3 protein-coding genes are annotated in these 21,450 nt (G+C 74.1%); all 3 read right to left on the reverse strand.

Translation table 11 applies throughout. The annotated features are described in order from the left end of the window. Nucleotides 1–47 precede the first annotated feature (47 nt). The 3 genes from ACFYON_RS08110 to ACFYON_RS08120 are packed head-to-tail and all read right to left on the reverse strand — an operon-like array spanning nucleotide 48 to nucleotide 21,393. Entirely contained in the window at nucleotides 48–20,000 is a 19,953-nt protein-coding gene (locus ACFYON_RS08110; RefSeq protein ID WP_387320681.1) for a DUF6531 domain-containing protein, read from the reverse strand. A gap of 26 nt (nucleotides 20,001–20,026) precedes the next feature. Further along, on the reverse strand, nucleotides 20,027–20,986 hold the full coding sequence (locus tag ACFYON_RS08115) for a hypothetical protein (RefSeq protein WP_354864172.1): 960 nt from the start codon (nucleotides 20,984–20,986) through the stop codon (nucleotides 20,027–20,029). Further along, entirely contained in the window at nucleotides 20,983–21,393 is a 411-nt protein-coding gene (locus ACFYON_RS08120) for a YbaB/EbfC family nucleoid-associated protein (RefSeq protein WP_354864170.1), read from the reverse strand. The genes ACFYON_RS08115 and ACFYON_RS08120 overlap by 4 nt, the downstream gene beginning before the upstream one ends. Nucleotides 21,394–21,450: the final 57 nt, after the last annotated feature.

The raw sequence follows: 21,450 nt of genomic DNA on the forward strand, positions 1-21,450 counted from the left end.
CGGGGTGCCCGCCCCGGCCGCCGTGACGGCCGGGGCGGGCCGGCGGATCACCGCCGGGGTACTGGCGCGGTCCGCGGCTCCGGCAGGGGCCCGCCGGACGAGGTGGTCACCGCGGCCCTGTTCACCGTCTCGGTGACCACCCGGCCGGCGGGGTCGTGCTCCGGCCGGATCTGCGAGTCGTCGTCCGCGGTGGAGACGGCCCGTCCCGCCGCGTCGTACGCGAACCGCGTCACCGACTCGCCGGTACGCCGCTCCACCACCCGGCCGAGCACGTCGTACGCGTAGCGCGTGATCTCGCCGGCCGCGTCGGTGCGCTCGACGAGCTGGCCGGCGGCGTCGTAGACGTACCGCTGGGTGCGGCCGTCGAAGTCGGTCTCGGACACCATCCGGCCGTTCGGGTCGTACGTGTAGCTCCACGTCGCACCCGCCGGGTTGGTGACACGGACCAGCCGCAGCTCGGTGTCGTACGCGTACTCGGTGCGGTTGCCCTCGTCGTCGATCTCGGCCGTGACCAGGTCGAACGCGCCGTACTCGCGGAACGTCCGGCGGCCGGTGGCGTCGACCCACTCGACCAGGTTGCCCTCGCCGTCGTAGAGGAACTCCTCGACCGAGCCGTCCGGGTTCTCCCGCCAGGCCAGGTCACCCTCCAGCGTCCAGCCGAACTCGGTGAGACCGGTGTCGTCCTGGATGCTGAACAGGCGGCCGAGCGCGTCGTGGACGTACTCCGTCTCGCCCTGCCCGGTGCTCACCGAGGTGATCTGCCGGGCCGGATCGTGCACGACGGCGGTCGTGCCGACGTGGGTGGTCGTGCCCCGGCCGTCGGCGGCCGGCTGCTCGTACCGGACCACCTCACCGGAGGCGTCCACCTCGGCGACCATCAGGCCGTCCGGGCCGAACTGGCGGTTGCGGGTGCTGCCGTCGAAGTCGGTCCAGGACACGGCGCGACCGAGTTCGTCGTACGTGGTGGTGGACCGGCTGCCGTCCGGCCGGGTGACCGCGACCAGCCGCCCGAACGCGTCGTACTCGCTGGAGGTGGTGCGGCCCAGTGGGTCGGTGGTGGACCGCAGGCGGTACGCCTCGTCCCAGACGTTACGCGTGGTGGCGCCGAGCGCGTCGGTCTCCGCGACCACCTGGAAGCGGTCGTTGAGCTCGTACGTGCGCACCGCGCCGAGCGAGTCGGTCACCACCGTGCGGCCCGGCTGGTAGTCGAACCGGTAGCGCAGGTAGCCACCCCTGCCGTCGGTGGCCACGCAGCGGCCGGCCTCGTCGTAGGTGTACGTGTACCACTCGCCGTTGCGGTCCTCCCAGCGCACCAGCCGCCCGTCGGCGTACGTGAAGCGCTCGGGGTCGCCCGAGGAGTTCGTCACCTCGATCAGGTTGAGGTCGCCGTCGTAGCCGAACTGCGACGCCACCATGAGGTCACCGGCCGCGTTGGGCAGGGAGACCATCGTGACCAGCCCGGCGGACGAGGTGAACGCGATGGTGGCCCCGGTGGACGACAGCAGCCGCGTCGGCGTACCCCGGCGGTCGCGGACGATCGTCCAGCGGACGCCGCCGTCGGTGACGTCGGTGAGCACCGACTCGGTGCGCGACGCCGCGGCGAACAGCAGGCTGCGGCCGGACGTCGGATCGGTCAGCAGCCAGCCACCGCCCACCAGCCGGCGCAGCGGCAGCCTCCGGCCGGTCTCCGGCTGCGCCACCTCGCCCTCGGCGGGCAGCGGATACGTGAGCAGCGAGCCGTCGGCGGCCAGGTACCGGACCCGATCGCCGTCGACGATGATCCGCTGGTCCAACGTGGAGGCCCAGGCCCGGCCGAACGACCGGCCCCACCGGTAGTCGGAGCGGTAGGTCCGCTCCAGCGTGAGCCCCGGCATGACCGCGTCGGTGTGGGTGAGGATCATCCGGCCGGTGGTGACGTCGATCGGGTCACCCACGGTGGGCGTCTGCGCGGTGGTCTTCGCCACCGCCTCCGGCGCCACACCGGCGAACGTCTCGGTGGTCGGCGAGAAGTCGGCCATGTCGACGTCGCTGTCGGCGTCGCGGACCGAGGTCATGTCGACGTCGCTGTCGGCGTCGCGGACCGAGGTCATGTCGACGTCGCTGTCGGCGTCGCGGACCGAGGTCATGTCGACGTCGCTGTCGCTGTCGCGGACCGAGGTCATGTCCACGTCGCTGTCGCTGTCACGGACGGAGGCCATGTCCACGTCGCCGGCCGGGCTCGGAACCGGGTCGCTGGTCCGGATCAGGACGACGGAACCGTCCGGCCCGATCTGCGGCAGCGTGGCCAGACCGGGCACCTGGGCGTCCTCGAACGTCACCCGGCCCCGCGAGTCCTTCACCACGTTCACCACGTGCCCGACGGTGCCGGGACCGCCGGTGCGGAAGCCGACGATGCCGGTGGTGCCGTTCGGCATGGCGCCGAGCGCGTCCACCAGCCCTTGGAGGGTGCCGACCTCGTCGACAGCGCGCCCCGGATACTGCTTCTGGAGTTCGTTCAGGTCCCTCGGGCGCGTCTGCGGCGGGATCTGGCTGACCAGGCCGGACTGCCGGTAGCCGTCGACCGCGATGGTGAGCGTGATGCAGTCGTTCTGGTTGCCGGCGGCGCGGGACTGGTGGATCTGACGCAGGTGCCGCCGGTCCGCGTCGTCGAGCGTCGCGAGGTCGGCGGCGGTGTCGCCGGTCGCGCCGTGCGAGTTGGCCGCCATGATCTGCAACGTCGACCCGTTGCTCAACGGGACGGGACGCGACAGCGCGTCCCGGAAGGTGTCGAGGATCCGGGCTTGTGCCTGCGGGTCGCCCTGTGCCGCAGCCAACTGCTCGGCCAGCGGCGTGGTGGTGTCCGCCGGGGTCGCGGCGGGCGCCGGGCCGAGGCCGGCCGGAGCGGTCTGCGGTGCCTGGAAGCCGTACTCCTGGCGGCGGCCCCGGCGGTGGCTGCTGCCGCCGGGGCGTCTCTGGTCCCGTGGGCTGCGCGACCTGTCGCTGCGGTCCCGGCGGCCGGTGCCGGTTTCCGCGTCGGCGCCCTCGTACTCGCGCGGGACGATCCGCTGCGGGCGGCGCGGGCCGGTGATCAACTGGTCGGGCCGGGGGCGGTCCGCCGGCGGGACGTAGTCCTCACTGGCATAGCCCACGCGGGCCGGGCCGTACCAGGAACCGACGTTCTCCCAGTAGTGCCGCGCGCGGCCGGAGCGCGCCAGGGAGTGGATCTCCTGGAGTGCGTTGGCCAGTTCGTGACGCTCCTGGGTGTAGCCGCGCGCCTCCTCGGCGAACGAGACCACCGCGGCGAACTCCCGCCCGGCCTGGCTCTCGATGGAGTCGGGCGACGCCAGGCCCCGGAGGAAGTTCGCGATCTGGCCGGCGGTCCGCCGTCCGCCGTCCCGCTCCGCGCCGATCCGGTCGCCGAGTCCGGTTCCGTCGGCCCTGTTGTACGGGCGGTTGCCGATCATCGGCTCGTTGAAGTGCAGATCCCGGTTGCTGCGGGGGCCGGTGCGCGGCGCGTATCCGGTGCTCGTCCGGATGGTTTCGCGGATGCCCTGGTAGCTCTGGTACGCCGACGTGGACGTGTCGGCGAGCGTCGCCTGCGAGGCGAAGCCGACGTTGTCGAACCAGGACTGGGCCTGTGCGGTGATCTGGCCGATCGACGTGTTCGGCGGCGGCGGTGTCGGGGTCTCCCGCAGCGCCCAGCCGCGGGAGGGCACGCCGTCCGAGTCCTCGGCCTCCTCGGTCACCCAGGTCGGCATGCCGTAGAGCGCGCTCGGCGGCGGCGGTGCCGGGTTCGTGGGCAGGCTGCTGGGCGTCTGGTCGGAGGGCGCGGCGAGCGCCGGTTCCACGGTGGCCAGCGGGTGCGGCGTCGTCGGGGCGGGCGTGCAACTGGTCAGGCCCAGCGGGTCGGCCACGGTGAGCGGGTCGGAGACGTACGCGGTCGGGTTCGGGCCGCCGGACAGGCCGAGCGGGTCGGGGCTGACGTACCGGCCGGTGGCCGGGTCGTAGTAGCGGAACCGGTTGTAGTGCAGGCCGGTCTCGGCGTCGACGTACTGGCCGGGGAACGCCAGCGGCATCGCGGTGCGGTCCGCGCCGCGTCCCCACAGGTCACCCCGCGACCACCAGCGCAGCCCGCCGCCCGGCTCGACCAGGTGGGTCGGAGTGCCGATGGTGTCGGTGACCACCGCGCGGACCGCGCCGTCGTCGGTCTGCGCGACCGGCACCGGCGCGTCCGGGCGGTAGTCCCACGTGGTCGTGGCGGTGGCGCCGGCGGCGTCGCGGTGCGTCTGCTCCAGGATCAGGTCGCCGGCCCAGGCGAAGGTCACCTCCTCCAGCACCTGGTCGCCGTCGCCCAGGCGCTGCTTGGCGATGCGCCGGCCGAAGCCGTCGTAGCGGTAGCGCCAGCGGTCGCCGCCGGGGGTGACGGCCAGGACCATCCGGTCCTCGGCGTCCCACTCGAAGCGCCACGCGCCCGCGCCGTCGACCCGGCCGGTGAGACGGCCCTTCGCGTCGTAGGAGAACGACGCGTCGTCGGAGCGCACGAGCATCGTGCCGGTGAACTCCCAGCGCCCGCCGCCGGCGCCGACCAGGTTGCCGGCCTCGTCGTAGTCGTAGCGCTGGGGGGCGTCGCCGTCGACGGCCCGGATCCGGCCGGTGTCGTCGGCGGTGAACGTCAGGTCACCGGCGAGTGAGTCGGCGATCGCGGTGACGCGGTCGGCGTCGTCGTAGGCGTAGCGGCGTTCGGCGCCGCCGGCGATGTGCTGACCGGTGAGCCGGCCAGCCGCGTCGAACGTCTGCCGCAGCGCCACCAGGCCGCCGATGGTCCGGCCGATCTCCCGCCCGGCGTCGTCGTGGGTGAAGCCGAGCAGGTGCTCGCCGGCGGTCAGGCTCGCCGGGCGGCCGTCGGCGTCGAACGTCCACCGGCTCGACCGGCCCGACGGCGTGGTGCGCGTCTCGACCGCGCCGGAGGCGGTGTACGAGGTGCGCACCGTCCGGCCGTTGATCGTCTCGGACACCACCCGGCCGTTCGCGTCGCGGGTGAAGCGCACCTGCGCGTCCGGGCTGAGCACGGCCGCGACGTGACCGTCGGCGTCGTACTCGACGCGGGTGACGGCGTCGCCGGCCCGGCGTTCGACGACCCGGCCCAGCGCGTCCCAGCGGTAGCGGGTGACGGCGCCGGTGGCGTCGGTGTGCGCGACCAGCCGGCCCGCGGCGTCGTGCTCGTAACGCCGGGTACGGCCGTCGAAGTCGGTCTGCCCGCTCAGCCGGCCGGCCGCGTCGTACTCGTAGCGCCACGCCTGACCCGCCGGATTGGTCACCGCTGTGAGCCGCAACTCCGTGTCGTACGTGAACTCCGTGCGGTTCCCCGCCTGGTCCACCCGTGCCGTGGGCAGATCGAAGGGGCCGTACTCGAAGCTCACCGCCCTTCCTGATGCGTCGATGACGTCCACCAGATTCCCTTCACCGTCGTAGAACCACCGTTGCGTGGAGCCGTCCGGGCGGGTCCGCCACGCGAGGTCCCCCTCGGCGGTCCAGCCGTACGTCGTGACCGCGCCGTCCGGGGCCCGGGTCGCCCGGACCCGTCCGAGCGCGTCGAACTCGATGTCGTCCGCGGGCACGGGCGGCCGGCGCGGCGGGACCGGACGGGTCGAGCCGTCCGGGAGGGTGAGCGTGCGCGTGTCGTGGTCGAGCCGGGTGACGCCCCCGAGCGGGTCGGTACGCGACAGCAGCCGGTGCGCCGCGTCCCACTCCTGCCGGACCGTTGCGCCCAGCGGATCGACGATCGCGGTGACCCGGCGGTGCTCGTCGTACTCGTACCGGGTCACCTGGCCCAGCGAGTTCGTCACGTGGGTGACACCGTCGTGGTAGCGCAGGGAGTAGCGCAGCCAGTCGCCACCGCCGCCGGCCCGGACGCAGCGGCCCGCCTCGTCGTAGTCGTACCCGAACCACTCGCCGTTGCGGTCCTGCCAGCGCACGAGCCGGCCCGCCTCGTCGTAGCGCAGCCGCGTCTCGTGGCCGGAGGAGTTGCGTACCTCGACCAGGCGCCGCCTGTCGTCGTAGCCGAAGGTGGGCAGGTGCACCACGTCGTCGGCGGTGTCGTCACCGGCGCGCACGTGCGCGCCGACGACCAGCCCACCGGCCAGGTGCGGCACCACGACGAGGCCGGACGAGGAGAGCAGCAGGGCGGGGGTGCCGTCGGCGGAGCGCTCGATCCGCCATCCGGCGCCGTCGGTGACGACGTCGGTGAGCCAGGCGTCGCCGTGCGCGTCGGCCGGCGCGAACAGCAGCGACCGGCCCCGCTCGCTGAGCAGCCAGCCGCCGCCGGCCAGCCGGCGCAGCGGCCCGCCCGGGCCGACGACCGGCAGCGCCTCGCCGCCCTCGGCCGGCATCGGGTACGTGCGGATGGAGCCGTCGGCGGCCAGGAAGCGGGCGTACGTGTCGTCGGTGACGACGCGCTGGTCCAGCGTGGAGGACCAGGTCGGGCCGAAGCACCGGCCCCACCGGTAGTCGGAGCGGTGGGTCCGTTCCAGGGTGAGCCCGGGCAGCCGCGCGTCGACCTCGGTGTAGACGACCCGGCCGGTGGTGACGTCGACCGGGTCGCCGACCACAGGGGCCTGCGCGGTGGGGGTGGCCACCTCGGCGGCCGGCACGTCCACCGGCGGGGTCGGGGCCGGTGGCCGGGCCACCTCGGCCTCGTGCGCGTGGTAGGCGTCCCACCAGGCGTTCTCGGCCTCGGTCAGGGCCCGCTCGGCCTCGGCGACGGCCTCCGGAGTCGTGTCCGTCCGGGACGTCAGCCCGTCCAGGCGGGCCGCCGCCTCCGACATCTTCTTCGCCGCGTCCGCGACGGCCAGCGCGGACGCGCGCAGCGCGGGGGAGAGGTCCCGGCCGGTGGCGTCCCGGGCCGCCGCCTCGTCCAGCCGGACGACGAAACCGCCCGGCACCCGCACCTCGGTGCCGCCCCGGTGCCGACCGTCACGGGAACGGGCGATGAAACGGAACTCGACGTCGTACTCGACAGCGGCGGTGATCTTGTCGTCCGGGTCGGTGCGCCGGTCCGGCTTGCCGGTCGCGCTGACCGCCACCGTGCCCTCGTCCTTCACCTGGGCGCCCGGGTCGGTCCGGTAGAGCTGCTGCTCGACGAGCGAGGAGGCGTTGACGGCGGCGAAGTCCTGCCGCTCGCCCACCCGGCTCGCGCCACCCGGATGACCGACCCCGCCGACGACGAGCGGCCCGGCCGTCTTCACCGTGAGTGAACTGCCCGCTGTCTGCTCGTACTCGGTGTCCGCGTTGCGCTTCGCCGAGCCGCCGATCTTCACCGTGGCGTCCGCGCGCAGGAGGGTGGGACGGGCCACCAGGCGGGCGTCGAGGAACAGGTCGCGGCCCAGCCCGGCCGGCATCGGCAAGGGGAACGCGCCGTTCAGCATCGCCGGCAGCGCCTTGCTCCGGCTCACCGTCAGGGTGCTGCGCAGCGCCGCGTCGACGTCCCGGCCGGGGTCGGCGCCGGAGGCGATGAGCGCCTGCCGGGCCGCCTCGTGCAGGCCGGGCAGGTCGACCAGGACGTCCTGGACGGCGAACCGGCCCGGCTCGGGCAGCCGGTCGAAGCCGGCCGCCTCGCGCCACTGTCGCCGGCCCTCGTCGGTGGTCTGCCCGGCGGGCACCGGCGTGACCGGACCGGAGACGGCAGGTGGCCTGCCCTCGGTCCCCGAGTACGTGGTGACGTCGCGGACCGCCTGGATCGACACGCCGCCCTCGGGCAGCCCGCGTCCGGTGACGGTGACGGTCAGGCGGACCGGCCCGCGGTACGTGGGCACCGGGCCGGACACGGTCAGCGACTGCTCGTACGTCCGGCCGGTGCGCTCGGTCGTCTTGGTGTTCTGGTTGCCGAGGGCGGCGGTGCCGCTGAGGCCGGCGGCGACGGTGCCGGAGGACGGGCCGTGCCCGGTGGCGCGGGTGGAGTCGTCCTGGACCCGGTCGGTCTCGGTGCCCTGCCCCCGTGCGGTCAGCGTGACCTGCGCCGCCGTCCGGGAGGTGGTGCGGGTCTGCGCCTCGCCGACGACCGAGCGGTCGGTGACCGACAGCTCGTCGACCAGCGCGATGCCGGTGAAGCTCGGCTTCGCCACCGGCTCGGCGGTCAGCGTCACGTGGTACGTGGCGCCCCGGAACCGCCGTTCCACCCGTACCGTGTCGCCCCGGCCGCCGTTGAGCGCGTCGGCCAGGTGCAGGTGCGCGGCGCCGAGGAACCCGGTGCTGCCGAGCCCTCGGATCGGGTCGCCGGGGCCGCGGTCGCGGGTGGTGGGCAGGATCGCCTGGGCGAGTTCCTCGCTGGACTCCCGGGCCAGGGCGCGCCGCAGGTGCGGGATGCGGTCGGTGAGGTCGACGTGGGTGGTGACGCCGCCGATGCCCAGCGATCGTTCCGGCGCGGGCCGGAACTCCGGTTGTGCCGCGTCGGCCGGTGTGCCGGGGCCGGCCGCCTCGTCGTCCTGCCGCTGCTGCGTCTCGCGTTCCAGGTCGCGTTCCCGCTGCTGCTGCTCGGCCTGCGCGGCCCGCTCCTGTTCCTGCGCCGCCAGCAGCGCCTCCGTGGCCGCTCTGTGCGCCTCGGTCAGCTCACCGAGTTCACGCCGGTGGCGTTCCTGGAGATGGGTGAAGGAGCGGTCCACGAGTTGCCGGGCCGCCTCGCCGACGACGCGGTCCCGGTGGACCCGGTCGACGTACGCGCGGGCGTCGCGTAGCTCGGTGTGCTGCCGGCGCAGCCGGTTCCCGCGTTCCGTGTCCTGTTCGCGCTCCATCCGGGCGAGCTGCTCGCGCTGGTCCGCGCGCAGCGTCTCGGCGTCCTCCGCGTGCCGCAGTTGCAGGCGCACGTCGGCGGTGCCGTGCCGGCGGACGCGGTCGCGGTCCTGGAGTCGCTTCAGTTCCGCCGGGGTCATCCGCATCACGACCGCGCCGGGCAGGGTGAGTCGCCGGCCGGCCCGCCGGGCCGCCGACCCGGGCCAGCGTCCCAGCGGACGCAGGTTGCTGTCGTGCCGGGCCTCGGCGACCACCTCGGCCTCGACGTCCACCTGTACCAGCAGCTCGCGTTCGGCCCGGCCGCCGCTGAGGCGCAGCTTGGCGACCCCGGAGGCGCTGCGCTCGCTGATCCGGCCCCAGGCCCGCCGCCACGGCGTGACGGACAGGATGACGGCGCCACCGGGCCGGCCGGTGCTGCCGCCGTGGTCGGCGACCGGCCCGCTGACCGACGCCACGCCGGTGCCGGAGACGCTCAGCTCGACCGCGCGGGCGCGTGTGGACTTGCGGGCGGTGCCGCTGGCGAAGGTCCGCTTGATCCGGGCGAACTCGGCGCCGTCGAGCACCCTCGGGTTGGTCGGGCTCAGCCGTACCCGTACGTCGGCGCGGGCGTCGGCGGCCCGGCGGCCGTGCCACAGGTTGCTCAGTGCCAGCGGGCGGCTGAACAGCTCGGCGTCACCGGTGAGGCGCTCCGGTGACAGCTCGTCGGCGACCACAGTGGAGACGCGGCCGTCCTCGACGGCGTACACGTCGTCCCGGGCCGCCTCGCGCAGCGTCTCGACCACCGCCTCCTGCAACCGGTCGGCGCCGACGAACGACTCCACCGGGCGTCCGTCGAGGTCGTGCGGTCCGCCGGTCATCCGGCTCAACGCGGGCGGGTACGCGATGGTGTGCACGTCGCGGGGGGCCGGGCTGGGCTCCGCGTCCGGGCGTTGCCGGGAGACCCGCGTCTCCGGGACGAGCATGCGCACGTCGAGGCGGTGCGTGCGGGGACGCTGCTCGGACGAGGCGACGACGGTGGGCACGTCCCGGCCGTACGTCCCGAGGGAGAGCTGCCGCCCCGCCTGGTTGACCCGCACCGTGGACCGGGTCGTGACGGTCAGGTCGAGGGTGGCGGCGAACTCGCGCAGCCGTACCCCGGTGGGCTTGCCCTCGTCGTCGAGCGCCGGCCCGTGGTCGCTCTCGGTGGACTGCCCGCCGGTGACGGCGCTCTCGTCGGTGGTGCCCCAGGTGACAGCGGCGCGCGGCCCGCCGAGCAGTGTCGAGGCGGCCTGGCCGAGCGGGCCCAGGACGCGGGGTTCAAGGCTCAGCTCGGCCGACCGGCTGTCGTCGCGGGCGCTGGTCACGGTGGATCGGGCGGTCCGCTTGTCGGCGGTGCCGGTCTTGTCCTGGTCGAGCAGGTCGCCGTCGGACACGTCGCCGAGGCTGCCCCGGATGGTCACCACCGTGACGTGGTCGTGGAACGTGCCGGTGCGGATCAGCGGGATCTTCAGCCCGGGCCCGACGATCCGGTCCGCCAGGTGACGCAACTGGTCGGGGGAGAGCTGGGTCTTCAGGTCCGTGTCCCGGTTCAGCGCCGCCTGAAGCTCGGGGGTCAGCCCGTCGGCGAGCCGCGCGTCGCCGAAGTGCCGCAGCATCTCCTCGGGCGTGGCCAGGCGGAACCGGCTGTGACCGGGCGTCGAGCGGACCGCCTCGACGACCGTCTCGTAGAGGCTCCGGTCGCCCACCCGGGTCAGGTACGCGCCGCCGAACGACTGGCCCTGCTCGACGCGGGCCGGTGCGAAGTGGGTGCGGGCGGCGCCGCGCCGTCCGCGCCACTCCCGGCCGTTCGGGTCGAGCGCGGTGCCGGGCAGCCGGTCGCCGGTGGTCCACTGGAGCGCGTCGACGGAACCCGACAGCATCCGCGGCGCGCGGCCCAGGACGCGCACCTGCACGCCGTACTCGACCCGGTACCGGACACCCGGCGCGTTGCCCGTCACCGTCTGCTTGCCGCCGGTCCGCTCGGCGATCGTCTGGGTGGCGCCACGCTCCCGGCCGCCGCCGGCCCGCGGCCCCACGACCAGGCTCAGCGGCGCGGCGTCCACCCCGGCGCCGCCGAGACCCCACAGGCCCCACGGCCGCTTCGTGGTGGCGCCGCTGGTGCCCTCGCCGGCGAGCGCGGCCGTGTCGATGTGCGTCACCCCCTCGACCCGCTCCACTTCCTCGACGTGCCGGGCGACCAGCCGGACCTCGACCTGCCGGGCGCGGCCCGGGAAGAAGCGCCGCCAGCCGGTGCGCGCGGCGCGCGGCAGCGCACCCGACCGCACCCAGCCGTCGTGGACGTTGGCCGGGTCGGTGACCACCATCTTTGGCAGGCTGCCGGAGAACGACGCCGTGCTGAGCAGCTTCTGCATCACCGGGCGGCCGGGTGCGCCGATCCGGACCAGGTCGGCCATGCCGTCCTCGGCGAGGATCGCCTCCACCTGGTCGAAGAACGTGGTGTCCGGCTCGGCCGGCCGGCTCCGGACGCTCTCCACTCCGAACCGGTCCGGCACCGGCGCGCCGAGCGTGCTCTCCGCGGCGGCCGGCGCGGTCGCGTCCCCCGTCCGCAACCCCGTGTGTACGGCGAGAGCGACGGTGCCCGAGGCCTCGACCGGTCCGGCGGCGGGACGGCCGGGCCGCACGAGCCGGGCGACGAACCGGACCGGCACCGTCACCTCGGTCAGCCCGTCGACCTTGACCGTGGTGGTGGACGTGAACGTGTCCTTGTGCTCGGCGGAGTGCTCGGTGACAGGCGCCGTCGGCATCGAACCGCCGACGCCGACGACGACACCGGGCATCGCGGTGACCGTCGCCTTCGGCTCGACCCGCTGGTCCCGGTTGTGGCGCAGCTTGTGGGTGAGGTTCTCCCGCGTCTTGGCGGTGACCTTGCGCTTGTCGTCGCGGGCCCGGTCCACGGTGAGCGCGTCCCAGTCGAGGACGGCGGTGACCCGCAGTTCGGCCGGGCGCCCGCCGACAGTGACCGGGTAAGGGCGGCCCTCGCCGAGGAACTGGTCCACGTCGTCGCGGCTGTCCGCCGCCACCGCGTCGATGACGTCGTCGGCAAGGCCGGGGTCGAGGGTGCGCAGCGCCGCGCCGAGATCCGCGTTCTCGGTGGCGCGCAACTGCTCGGCGAGCCCGAGCGTCCGGCTCTCCCGCAGGTAGGACGAGAGGCTCCGGCGTACCTCGTCGGAGGACGGCAGCGGCGCTGTGGTCTCGGTGGCCGGCGACGTGCCGTCCGCGGTGTCCTCTCCGGTGGTGGTCTCTCGTGCGGTGTCCCGTTCGGCGGTGGTCTCGCCTGGGGTGTCCTCCGCGGCGGTGGTCTCGTCCTCGGCGCTCTCTTCTGCCGTGGTGTCGTCGTCGGTCGACCGGGTGGCCGGGTCGTCGGCCGGCGCGGACGTGGCGAGAGCGTCGTCGTTGTCGCTGTCGTCGCTTCTGCCGCTGCCGCTGTCGCTGTCGCTGCCGCTGCCGCTGCCGCTGTCGTGATCGCCGAAGTCGCCGTGGCCGTCGCCGTCGCCGAACAGGTCGAAGCCGCCGGAGTCGCTGTCGCTGTCGGTGTCGCTCGCCGTGGCCGGCGGTGGCACCCGGCGTGCGTAGGTGACGTGGCCCGTCGGGTCGATCGTGCGGACCAGCTCCAGCCGGCCGCGCGGCCTGGCGCCGACAACGGGATGGTCGCGCGGCGGCCCACCCTGGTCGTCGTACACGATCAGGTGCACCTGGGTGCCGCGGGCGGCGGCGAACTCGACCACGTCGTGCGCGTTGGCGATGCGCCGCCGCTCGGCGTCGTCGATCGGCGTGTCGCGGCGCTGCGGTCCGGGGTCGGGGGCGAGCACGGCGCGGACGAAGTGGCCGTTGTCGTACGGGTTGCGCTGCCGCATCGCCGCGGCCTCGTCGAGACTCATCGCGTCCCGGCCGGCGCGCAGCGTGCGCATCCGCAGGTCGTCCGCGTCGTCGCCGGGCAGCTCGGCGGCGATCGTGTCGTAGAGGGAACCCGGTTGCCGGCCGAGCCCGCCGCGGTCAGCGACGGCGGTGGCGGCGGCGAACTCCTGCTGGACGGTCCCGGAGTCGTCGGACGTCGCCAGCAGGTGCGCGGCGACGAGGCGCTGGCTGTTCGGCAGGCCCACGGTCCGCGCCGGCCGCGCCGGATCCAGGTCAGGGTCGACGGCGGGTGGGACGTCCGGTGCCGGGGCGGCGCCCGGTGCCGGCAGCGAGACGGCGGTGAGGTAGCGGTTGTGCGGTTGCGCGCCGAGCTGCCGGAGCTGCTGCGGCGTGAGCGTCTGCTGCCACGTCTGCGAGCCGGGTGCGACCTCGGTGGGCGCGGCGAACGGCTTCGGGGCGGCGACGGCCGGCTTGCGCAGTTCGGCCCGGTACTCCTTGAAGCCGGTGCCCTCGGTGTAGAACAGCTGCCGGTTGACGTTCGTCGGCACGGCGTGCGACTGCGGCAGGAAGTTGCCGACGGCGAAGTCGGCCGCGAGCCGGGACAGGTCGGTGGGCGTGGCGGCGCCCACGAAGTCCGTCATGAAGGCCAGATCGCGGTCGGGATGCCTGTTGTTCTGCGACTCGACCTGGACATCGACGGTGAGGACGTCCGCGGGCAGGTCGGCCGGCGTCGCCGCGCCGTGGGCGACGGCCAGCTCCTCGCCGTACGCCTGGTGCAGGCTCTCGGCCAGCATGAGGAACTCCGCGCCCGCCTCGCCGAACCGGACCTCGGGCCGGCCGAGGGTGAGCAGGCCGTCGACGAACAGGTTCGGCTCCGGCGAGTACGGGAGCATCGGGTGGACGGTGGCCTGCCGGTCCCGGGACCGCATGTCCTCGTTCACGGCGTCGGTGAAGTCCTGGACGAAGGCGTCCCGCCCGGCCTGCGTGTCGAACCTGGCGAGGGCCTCCTGGGCGGCGGTCAGCTTCTGCCGTTCGATCCCGAGTTCCCTGCGCGAGCCCGGGCCGCGTGCGGTGAGCTCCGCGATCCCCGCCTGGTGGTCGCTTACACGCCGTTCCAGCCGCTCCCGGGTACGCCGGATCAGCTCCTCGGTGTCGCCGACCCGGTAACCACCGGAGATCATCAAAGGCCGGGCCGGCGGCTCGTCCTGCGTTCCGGTCGACTCCGCGTCGAAGCGGGTCCGGGTGTCGATGCGGTCGAAGACGTGTGTGCCGTCGGCCGTCGTACGGGCACCCAGATCGAAGTCCTGGATCGACACGTACGGGTAGCGCGCGTCCTCGCGGGCCGGGCCGCCCTGGACGAGACCCTGGATCGCGGCCACCGTGTCGGGGTCGCGGAGCACCTGGTTGCGGGTGCGGCCGTACGGGAACTTGCCGCCCTTCGTGCCGACCGCGTAGCCGTTCACCGCGACCGGCACGTCGAGACCCTCCGCGAGCCGCGCGGCCCGGGCGACCGCGTCCCGGAAGGCGAGGTCGGGCACCTCGGCCGTGGTGTTGACGCCGAAGACGAACGCGACCGTGGTGCCGGGGGCGAGCCCTTCGGTGATGGCGCGGACCACCTCGGGGATCTGGTCGACGTCGTCGGCGGGCAGGATCGAGTTGACGACGAACCCGATCGGCGCTCCCTCGTCCTTGAGGACGGCGCTCTCCTGCCGGTAGTCGCCCGGACCGACCTCGCGGGTGTGCCGGGTCAGCTCGTCGAACCGCGCGTTGCGGGCGCCCGCCACCCGTACCGGCTCGAAGCGGACCGGCGCCGTCCGCGGCGGCAACCCGCCGCGGTCGGGCGAGAGCACGTCGCCCTGCTGACCGGCGATCCGGTCGACGTTGCGCGCCAGCAGCCCCGGATCGTGCTCCGGCGTGGTGGTCGCCATCAGCGAGGTGTCGCCCTGGACGAACGTGGGGTCCAGGGCGCGGTTCGCCACCTGGTACTCGTCGCGCAGGCCGAGGAAATGCCCGATCTCGTGCGCGAGATCGAGGTCGGACGAGTGCGTCGACCAGGTGGTCTGGGTGGTCGGTGCCGGAGTGCCGTGCAGCGCGACGGTGGCGTGCGCCTCGCTGGGCGTGGTCACGAACTCCACTGTGACGTTCAGTTGGTCGTCGCCGATCCGGAAGCCCTGGTTGTAGACGCGGTCGACCGCGTCGCGTACCCGGGTCTGGATGTCGGGCCGGGCGGACGCCGCCGTGTCGTCCCGCGCGTCGAGGAAGACCTTGACCGTGAAGTCCTGCACGTTACGGTCGCCGAGGTCCAGCACCCGATGGTCGTACGCGATGCGGTTGTCGACCGCGTCGAGGCGCGGGCGCGGGCGGTCGCCCGCCGGAAGGGGCAGACCGGCCTGCTCGTACGAGCGCGCCACAACGCCGGGCACCCGGGTGTCGGGATGGAGTCCCCGGTCGACGACGTCGTACGCGCTGGTGTTCGCGACCCGGTGCGGCGCGGTGTCGCGCTGCGCGGCGCGTGCCTGGGTGATCTCGTCGCGGGTCTTGGGCACGTCGAACCGGGGCGGCGGGACGCCCTGCTGACGCGCGGCGGTGTCGATCGGGGGCGCGCTCGGCGACGTGTCGGCGCGCGGGCGGGCCTCCGGGTCCAGCGGCAGCCCGGTGACCGTGGCCAGGGCCTGGTCGACCTGATCGGAGCCGGGCTCGCCGAGCGCCCCGCGCCACCTGTCGAAGTACGTGCGGACGGCGCCGTCGCGGTCCTCGACGAAGTCGCGCAGCGCGTCCGGGTCCGTTCCCGTACGGAGGTGGTGCGACGCCCGGGCGAGCAGCGTGCGGCCATCGCTCAGCCCGGGGTCGCCGCGGAACGACGCGGGCTCGTGCTCCCAGGGGCGGGTGTCACCGGCGGACGCGGTCACGGAGAGCGTGGGTCTGCCCGCCGCGAACGACTCCTGCCAGGTGTTCGCGCCCTCGGTGGCCACGAACGTGGCGCGCTCGCGCAGCGCGGCCATCTGTTCCGGCGTGAGGTGGGGCAGGGCCACGATGTGGACCGGGTCCCCGGTCGGGGAGAAGGTCCGCTTCTCGTCACCGACCACGAGGACGACGGTCGGTCGGTCCTGCCGGGCGGCAGCCGTCAGCCGGCCGACCACGTCGCCGTGCTCCGGAGTGACCTGGGTCTTGCCGTAGTAGACGAGCACCACGTCCGTGCCCTTGTCGTCGACCAGGTCCGCGGGGCCGCCGGCCTCCGGACCGCCGGTGGCCCTGACGACCGCCGCGGCGCTCGGCGGCGGGGTCGCCGCCGGCCGGCCACGGTAGGACGGGACACCGGTCAGAATCCTGTCGAGATCCTTCACCGGTGCGTTCGGACTGTAGAAACGGCGGGGGAACTTGTCCCACAGGAACGGCTGGAGCGTGAGCAGGTCGTGGTCGCCGTAGGCGTCGCGTAGGTGGTCCACCCAGGCCTCCTGGAACCACTTCTCACGCTGCTCGTCGGTCATCTCCGACTGGTCGTGGTTCTTCGGCACGTCGACGGCCGGCAGCACGGTCAGGACCGTGCCCGGGGGAAGCGGGCCGACCTTGTTGAGGCGCAGGCCCTGGGTGTTGTTCTGCTCGTCCTCCGCCTTCTTCCGGAACCCCGGCTGCAGCTCCTTCTGCCAGCCGGCGGCCTGTGCGGCGCCGGGCCACTGCTTCGTCTTCCAGTTCACCTCCGTGCGGAGGGCGGCGGCGGGCGTCTGCTCGGCCGGCTGTTGCGGTCGCATGACGACGTCCATGTCGCCCCGGCGACCGGTCCACTCGCGGTGGAACAGGTCGTAGGAGCCCGTCGGGTCGTCGAGGTCGGCTTTCCGGCCGAGCTGCCCGGCGTAGTACGGCGTCTTGTTGCTGGGGTAGGTCAGCACGACGGTGCCCCGGTAGCCGGTCGCGGCCAGCCCGTCGAGCATGGCGACCGTCGCGGCCTGGTGACCCAGGCCCGGCGAACCCTGGTCGAGGACGTGCACTACCTGGTACTTCGCGGTGAGCCGCTGCCCGACCGCCGTCGGCACGGGCTGCTGCCGGGGTGGCAGCGTGGCTGCGGAGAGGTCCGCCGTGCGTGGGGCCGGATTCGGTCCGGTCGCCGGAGGCGACAGGAGCCCGGGCGCGCCCGGGGGCGGGGGCATCCCTGGGGGAGGCGGTGGGCCCGGAACACCCGGCGGGGGCGGTGGCACCAGGGCGGCCGGTGGTGGTGGCGGCGGTGGCTCCGGGGCGCGGGACGGGACCTGCGGGTTCGGGTACGGGTCCGGCGTCTGGTCGCGCGGCGCCTGCGGCGCCGGAAGGTCGCGCACCGGTCCCGCGGTCAGTGCGACGTCGTGGATCGTCGCCAGATCCTGCGCGGTGAGGTAGTCGACCGGCCCGGCCGAGGTCGCGGCCTGCTCCGGGGACGTCGGCAGGGTGGCGACGTCGACACCCATCACCCCCGGCCGGGGCGCAGTGGTGAAGAGGTGCTCGGGGGGCTGGTGACCCTCCTTGGCCCCGAGGTAGTGCATCACCTCGTGCACCATCACGGTCGGGCGGTCGCCGGTGTTCCACAGGTGCTGGTCGGTGCTCGCCCCGTTCTCCGAGGTCACCTCGACCGGCGGGTTCCGGCGCGGGTCGCCCTGCCAGTCGCGGGTCATGCCGTCGCGCCACGGCGGCGTGTCGACGACCAGGTCGATGTGCAGCAGGCGACCGTCGGGCAGCGTGTACCTGCCGTTGACCATCTCGTCGAGGGTGCGCTGCACCGTCTCCGCGACGTCGCGCAGCTCGCGCGGGGACATCTGGTCGTTCTTCGAGACCAGATCCAGGTGTACGTCGAACGACCGGTAGTCCCGGCCGTCGGCGGTGAACTCCCGGGTGGTGAAGTCGATCGTCGTGATCTCGCCGCGCAGCAGGTGCGTGCCGGGGACGACGGTGTTCTTCCAGGGCACGTACCGTTCGGTGCGCAGCCGTTTCGGCTCCGCGCTCGCCTTGGCCTGCTGGAACTGCGGGCTCGGCGTGGGCCGGGTGGGCGCGGAAAGGTCCGTGCCGGCGAGTGGCGCGGGAGGGGCCGGCGTCGGCTCGGCGGTCCCGTGCTGCTCCGTCGTCGGTCCGTCCGGCGTCGGCGTGGTGTCGACGGCACCCGTCTGCGGGTCGCCGGGCCGGTCCGTCCCCGTGCCGGGGCCGTCGGCGTGCACCTGAGCATCCGACGTGACGTCGCCCGGCGCGGCGGCGACCGGGCCGGGCGCCGCGACGACGGGCTCCGGCGAGGGCGGCGCGACGGCACCGGTATCGGTGGCCGGTGAGGCGGCAACGGCCGGACCGTCGACCGAGATGCCGCCGCCGGGCGCCAGCGGCGGCGCAGGCGCCACCGCGGCTCCGGCGACGTCACGCGGGGCACCGGTCGGTTGGCCGGTGGTCGTCGGATTCGACGACGTGCTCGTGATCGGTTGGCCGGTGCTCGGGGCGCCGGCCGGCGAACTCGTGGACGGTGTGCTGGTGGCTGTCGGCGAGCCGGTGCTCGGTGTGCCGGAGTCGGGCGTGCCGGTGGACGGTGAAGGGCCGGCCACCACTGCCGCCGGGCCGGCGGTGGTGCCGGGCGGGGTCACGGGTGCCGGCGCGTCGAAACCGGGAAGGCCGCCGCCGTGGGGCACGGTGACGTCGGCGACGGCGGCCGGGGTGCCGGTCGTGGGCGCACCGGTGCTCGCCGGGTTGCCGCTCGGCGCGCCCGTCGCGTCCGCGCGCGGTGTCGTTCCCTCGCCGCCCGTGACCGGGCCCGTGGCGGGGTCGCCGACCCCACGCGGATCGGTGCCGGTGCCCGGTCCCGCGGCGCCGAGCCCGCTCGGGCTCTGGCTCCCGGCGCCGTTCGGGCTCGTGCCGCCGCTCTGGGTGCCGCCGTGCGACCCGTCGCCGACCTGACCGCCGACGCCCGGACCATTCGCGGTCTGTCCGCCCGAGATCTGTTCGCCCGGGGCGCGGCCGTCGGCGGTCTGGCCGCCGGGGGTAGGACCGCCTGCGGTCTGCCCGCCCGGGACCAGACCATCGGAGGTCTGGCCGCCCGAGCCTCGGCCGGCCGAGGTCTGGCCGTCCGGGTCTTGGCCGCTGGGTGTCTGGCCGCCCGCAGTTTGACCACCCGCCGTTTGCCCGTTCGGGGTCTGGCCACCGGGGGTCTGGCCACCGGGGGTCTGGCCACCGGGGGTCTGGCCACCCGGGGTCTGGCCGCCCGGGGTCTGACCGGCCGGGGTCTGCCCGCCCGGGGTCTGACCGCCGGGGGGTTGACCGGCCGGGGTCTGGCCCCCGGCAGGCGGCCCCCCGGTGTTCGGGCCGCCCGAAGGCTGGGGACCCGGATCGCCGTTCTGACCGCCCGGGCCGGTGGGAGAGCCGGCGGGTGGGGGTACGGCTGGTCCGTCCACCGTCGTCGGCGGCGGCGTGGGCGCGGTGGTCGTGAGGTTCTTCGTCTCGATCGTCGGCGGTGGCGCCCCGGCACCGGCGCCGGGACCGTAGCTCTCGCCGACCACTGTGGCGTAGTGGTGGGCCATCCCGCCGATCATGGACGAGGTCATGGTGGCCCACGGGTTGAAGCCGCCGCCGCCGACCATCATGGTGAACAGACCCTCGAACAGCGTCTCGGCGAGCGCCGACAACCCTTCCCGCGAGAGGACGTTGTTGTTGATCTTCGGGAAGAACTTGCCGCCGATCATCTGGACGCCGCTGACGCCCGCCCCGATGAACGCGCCGCCGGCGAACGCTATCGCCAGATCCTTGTAGTCGAGGGACTTGCGGTTGCCCTCGATGATCTGGGTCACCTGGGCTGCGGCGCTCTGCCAGAGTTCCTCAAGGCCCTCCTGGAACGCCTCCCAGGCGAGCCGCATCAGCAGGTTCCGCAGCCGCTGGCGGAACAGGCTGATCAGAGCCCCGACGATCTCCTGCCCGATCCTGATCAGAGCGGGCACCGCCGCCGCGCCGAAGCCCGAGGCCAGCGCGATGGCGATCTCCACGACCTGGGTGAAGGCCGCGATGACGATGTTGTACTGGGTGTTCTCCGAGTCCAGCGCGAAGTTGTAGGCCGAGCCCCCCAGCGCCAGCGCGATGTTGCCGCCCGCCGGCACGTTCTTGGTGATTCCGACCTGGTACTGCTGGAACGCGTCCATCGCCGGGCCGGACAGGCTGCCGGCCAGTCCGTAGCCGAGGTTGGCGGTGGCGCCCATCCCGTTGAGGATGGTGCTGCTGAGCGCGTACAGCTCGTCGCCCATGGCCCGCAGGGCGGTGGGGTCGGCCTTCGGGTACTCCTCGCCGACGGCGACGAGGATCAGGTCGTACGCCCACTGCCACTGCGGGTCGTTGGGGATGTGGAAGTCGGGCATGTCCTACCGGGGCGCCTGTGGGTGGCTCAGGCGCCGAGGATGATCGGGGTGGGTGTGCCGTCGGGCGCGTAGCTCAGGTACAACGGCTGGTAGCCGGGTGCGGTGGGGTCCACGACCGGGTTCTCCTTGACCACGAAGAACCGGCCCTGTCCGGGGTCGATCGGCTGACCGTCCGGAGTGGTCACGGGCGTGCCGGCCAGCGGGGTGATCGAGTCGTAGAGGTTCGCGTCCACCCGGGTGCTGCCGTCCTCGAACGGGTTGAGTGAGATCAGCCGGTACTCCTCGGGCAGCGGCCGGCCGCCGACGTGCGCGGTCGCGTACTCCGGCCGCATGAAGTACGACGAGATGGCCGGGTGGGCGGGGGTGAGCGGGGTCAGCGGCTCGGCGGGCTGGACCGGCAGCATCGGGGTGCCGTACTGCCGTGGCGCGAGCGTGGCCTGGTCGGCGGCCGGTACGGCGACCCGCTCACCGACCGCCAGGCGCCTCAGACGGGGGCGGTGCGGCTCACCCTGCTCGGCGTCCGGCTCGCCAGCCGGCACACCGACCGCCAGCCGGCGGGACATCAGACGGGCCCGGTGCGGCTCGCCCGCCTCGGTGGGCTCCAGCGCCGGGCTCGCGACCGCCCTCCGCGTCGGGTAGGTCAGGCCGTCGAAGTCCTTGGCCATCTTCCGGCTGACGTCCAGGGCGGCCTCGTCCGCCTCGCGGTACGCCCGGCTGCTCTCCGTGAGCCCCTGGGCGGTGTAGCGCAGGGTTCCCCGGACGCTGCCGATGATCGCTTCGAGGTTGTCCAGGCCCTCCAGGAACTTCGTCGAGAACTGCTCGCCCATGTCGTCGTCGCCCCACGCGTTGGCGTACCGGGCGCGCAGGGCGGTCAGCTCGGCGAGGTAGGACTCGTAGAGCTGCACGTGCGCCGCGTACGCCTTGCCGAGCCCTTCCACGCCGTCCGGGTCGACCCACAGCCGCCCGCCGGGATTGTTGCTGATCATTCGGGCCCCCGGGTCAGGAGTTCCCGCACACTCGTCACCATCCGCGGTTCCCTGGGCAGGAACGCGTCCGTCCCGGCTTGGCCCCGGACCAGCTTGTGGGCGTCCACACCGTCCGGCAGCATCGGCGCCAGCACGTCTGCCGCCTGGTTCATGACCTGCTCCTTGGCGTCGGCATAGGTGTCGAGGATGAGCCGGGTCAGATCCGCGGTGGTGAGCCGCTTGTGGGCGCCGGAGGGGAACTGGATGTCGGTCAGCACGCCGTTCTGGCCGACGGTGACGCTCACCTCTCGGCGCGGTGACATCGCGGTGGCCGAGAGCGCGCTCATCCGGGCCTGCATCTCGGCGAGGCTGTTGCGCTGACGCTCGTACTCCTGGAACAGGCCTTCGATGCGCTCGCTGTAGTTCACGACGGACCACTCCCTCGACGTCGCGGTCAAGTGAAGACGCCACGCCGTCGCGCCGGA

Source organism: Micromonospora sp. NPDC005686, assembly GCF_042871665.1.
In the GTDB taxonomy this organism is placed as follows: domain Bacteria; phylum Actinomycetota; class Actinomycetes; order Mycobacteriales; family Micromonosporaceae; genus Micromonospora.

What these genes read in the sequence shown, in the direction of transcription:
- ACFYON_RS08110 (WP_387320681.1), bottom strand. Translation starts at nt 20,000, where the DNA reads ATGCCCGACTTCCACATCCCCAACGACCCGCAGTGGCAGTGGGCGTAC.
- ACFYON_RS08115 (WP_354864172.1), bottom strand. Translation starts at nt 20,986, where the DNA reads ATGATCAGCAACAATCCCGGCGGGCGGCTGTGGGTCGACCCGGACGGC.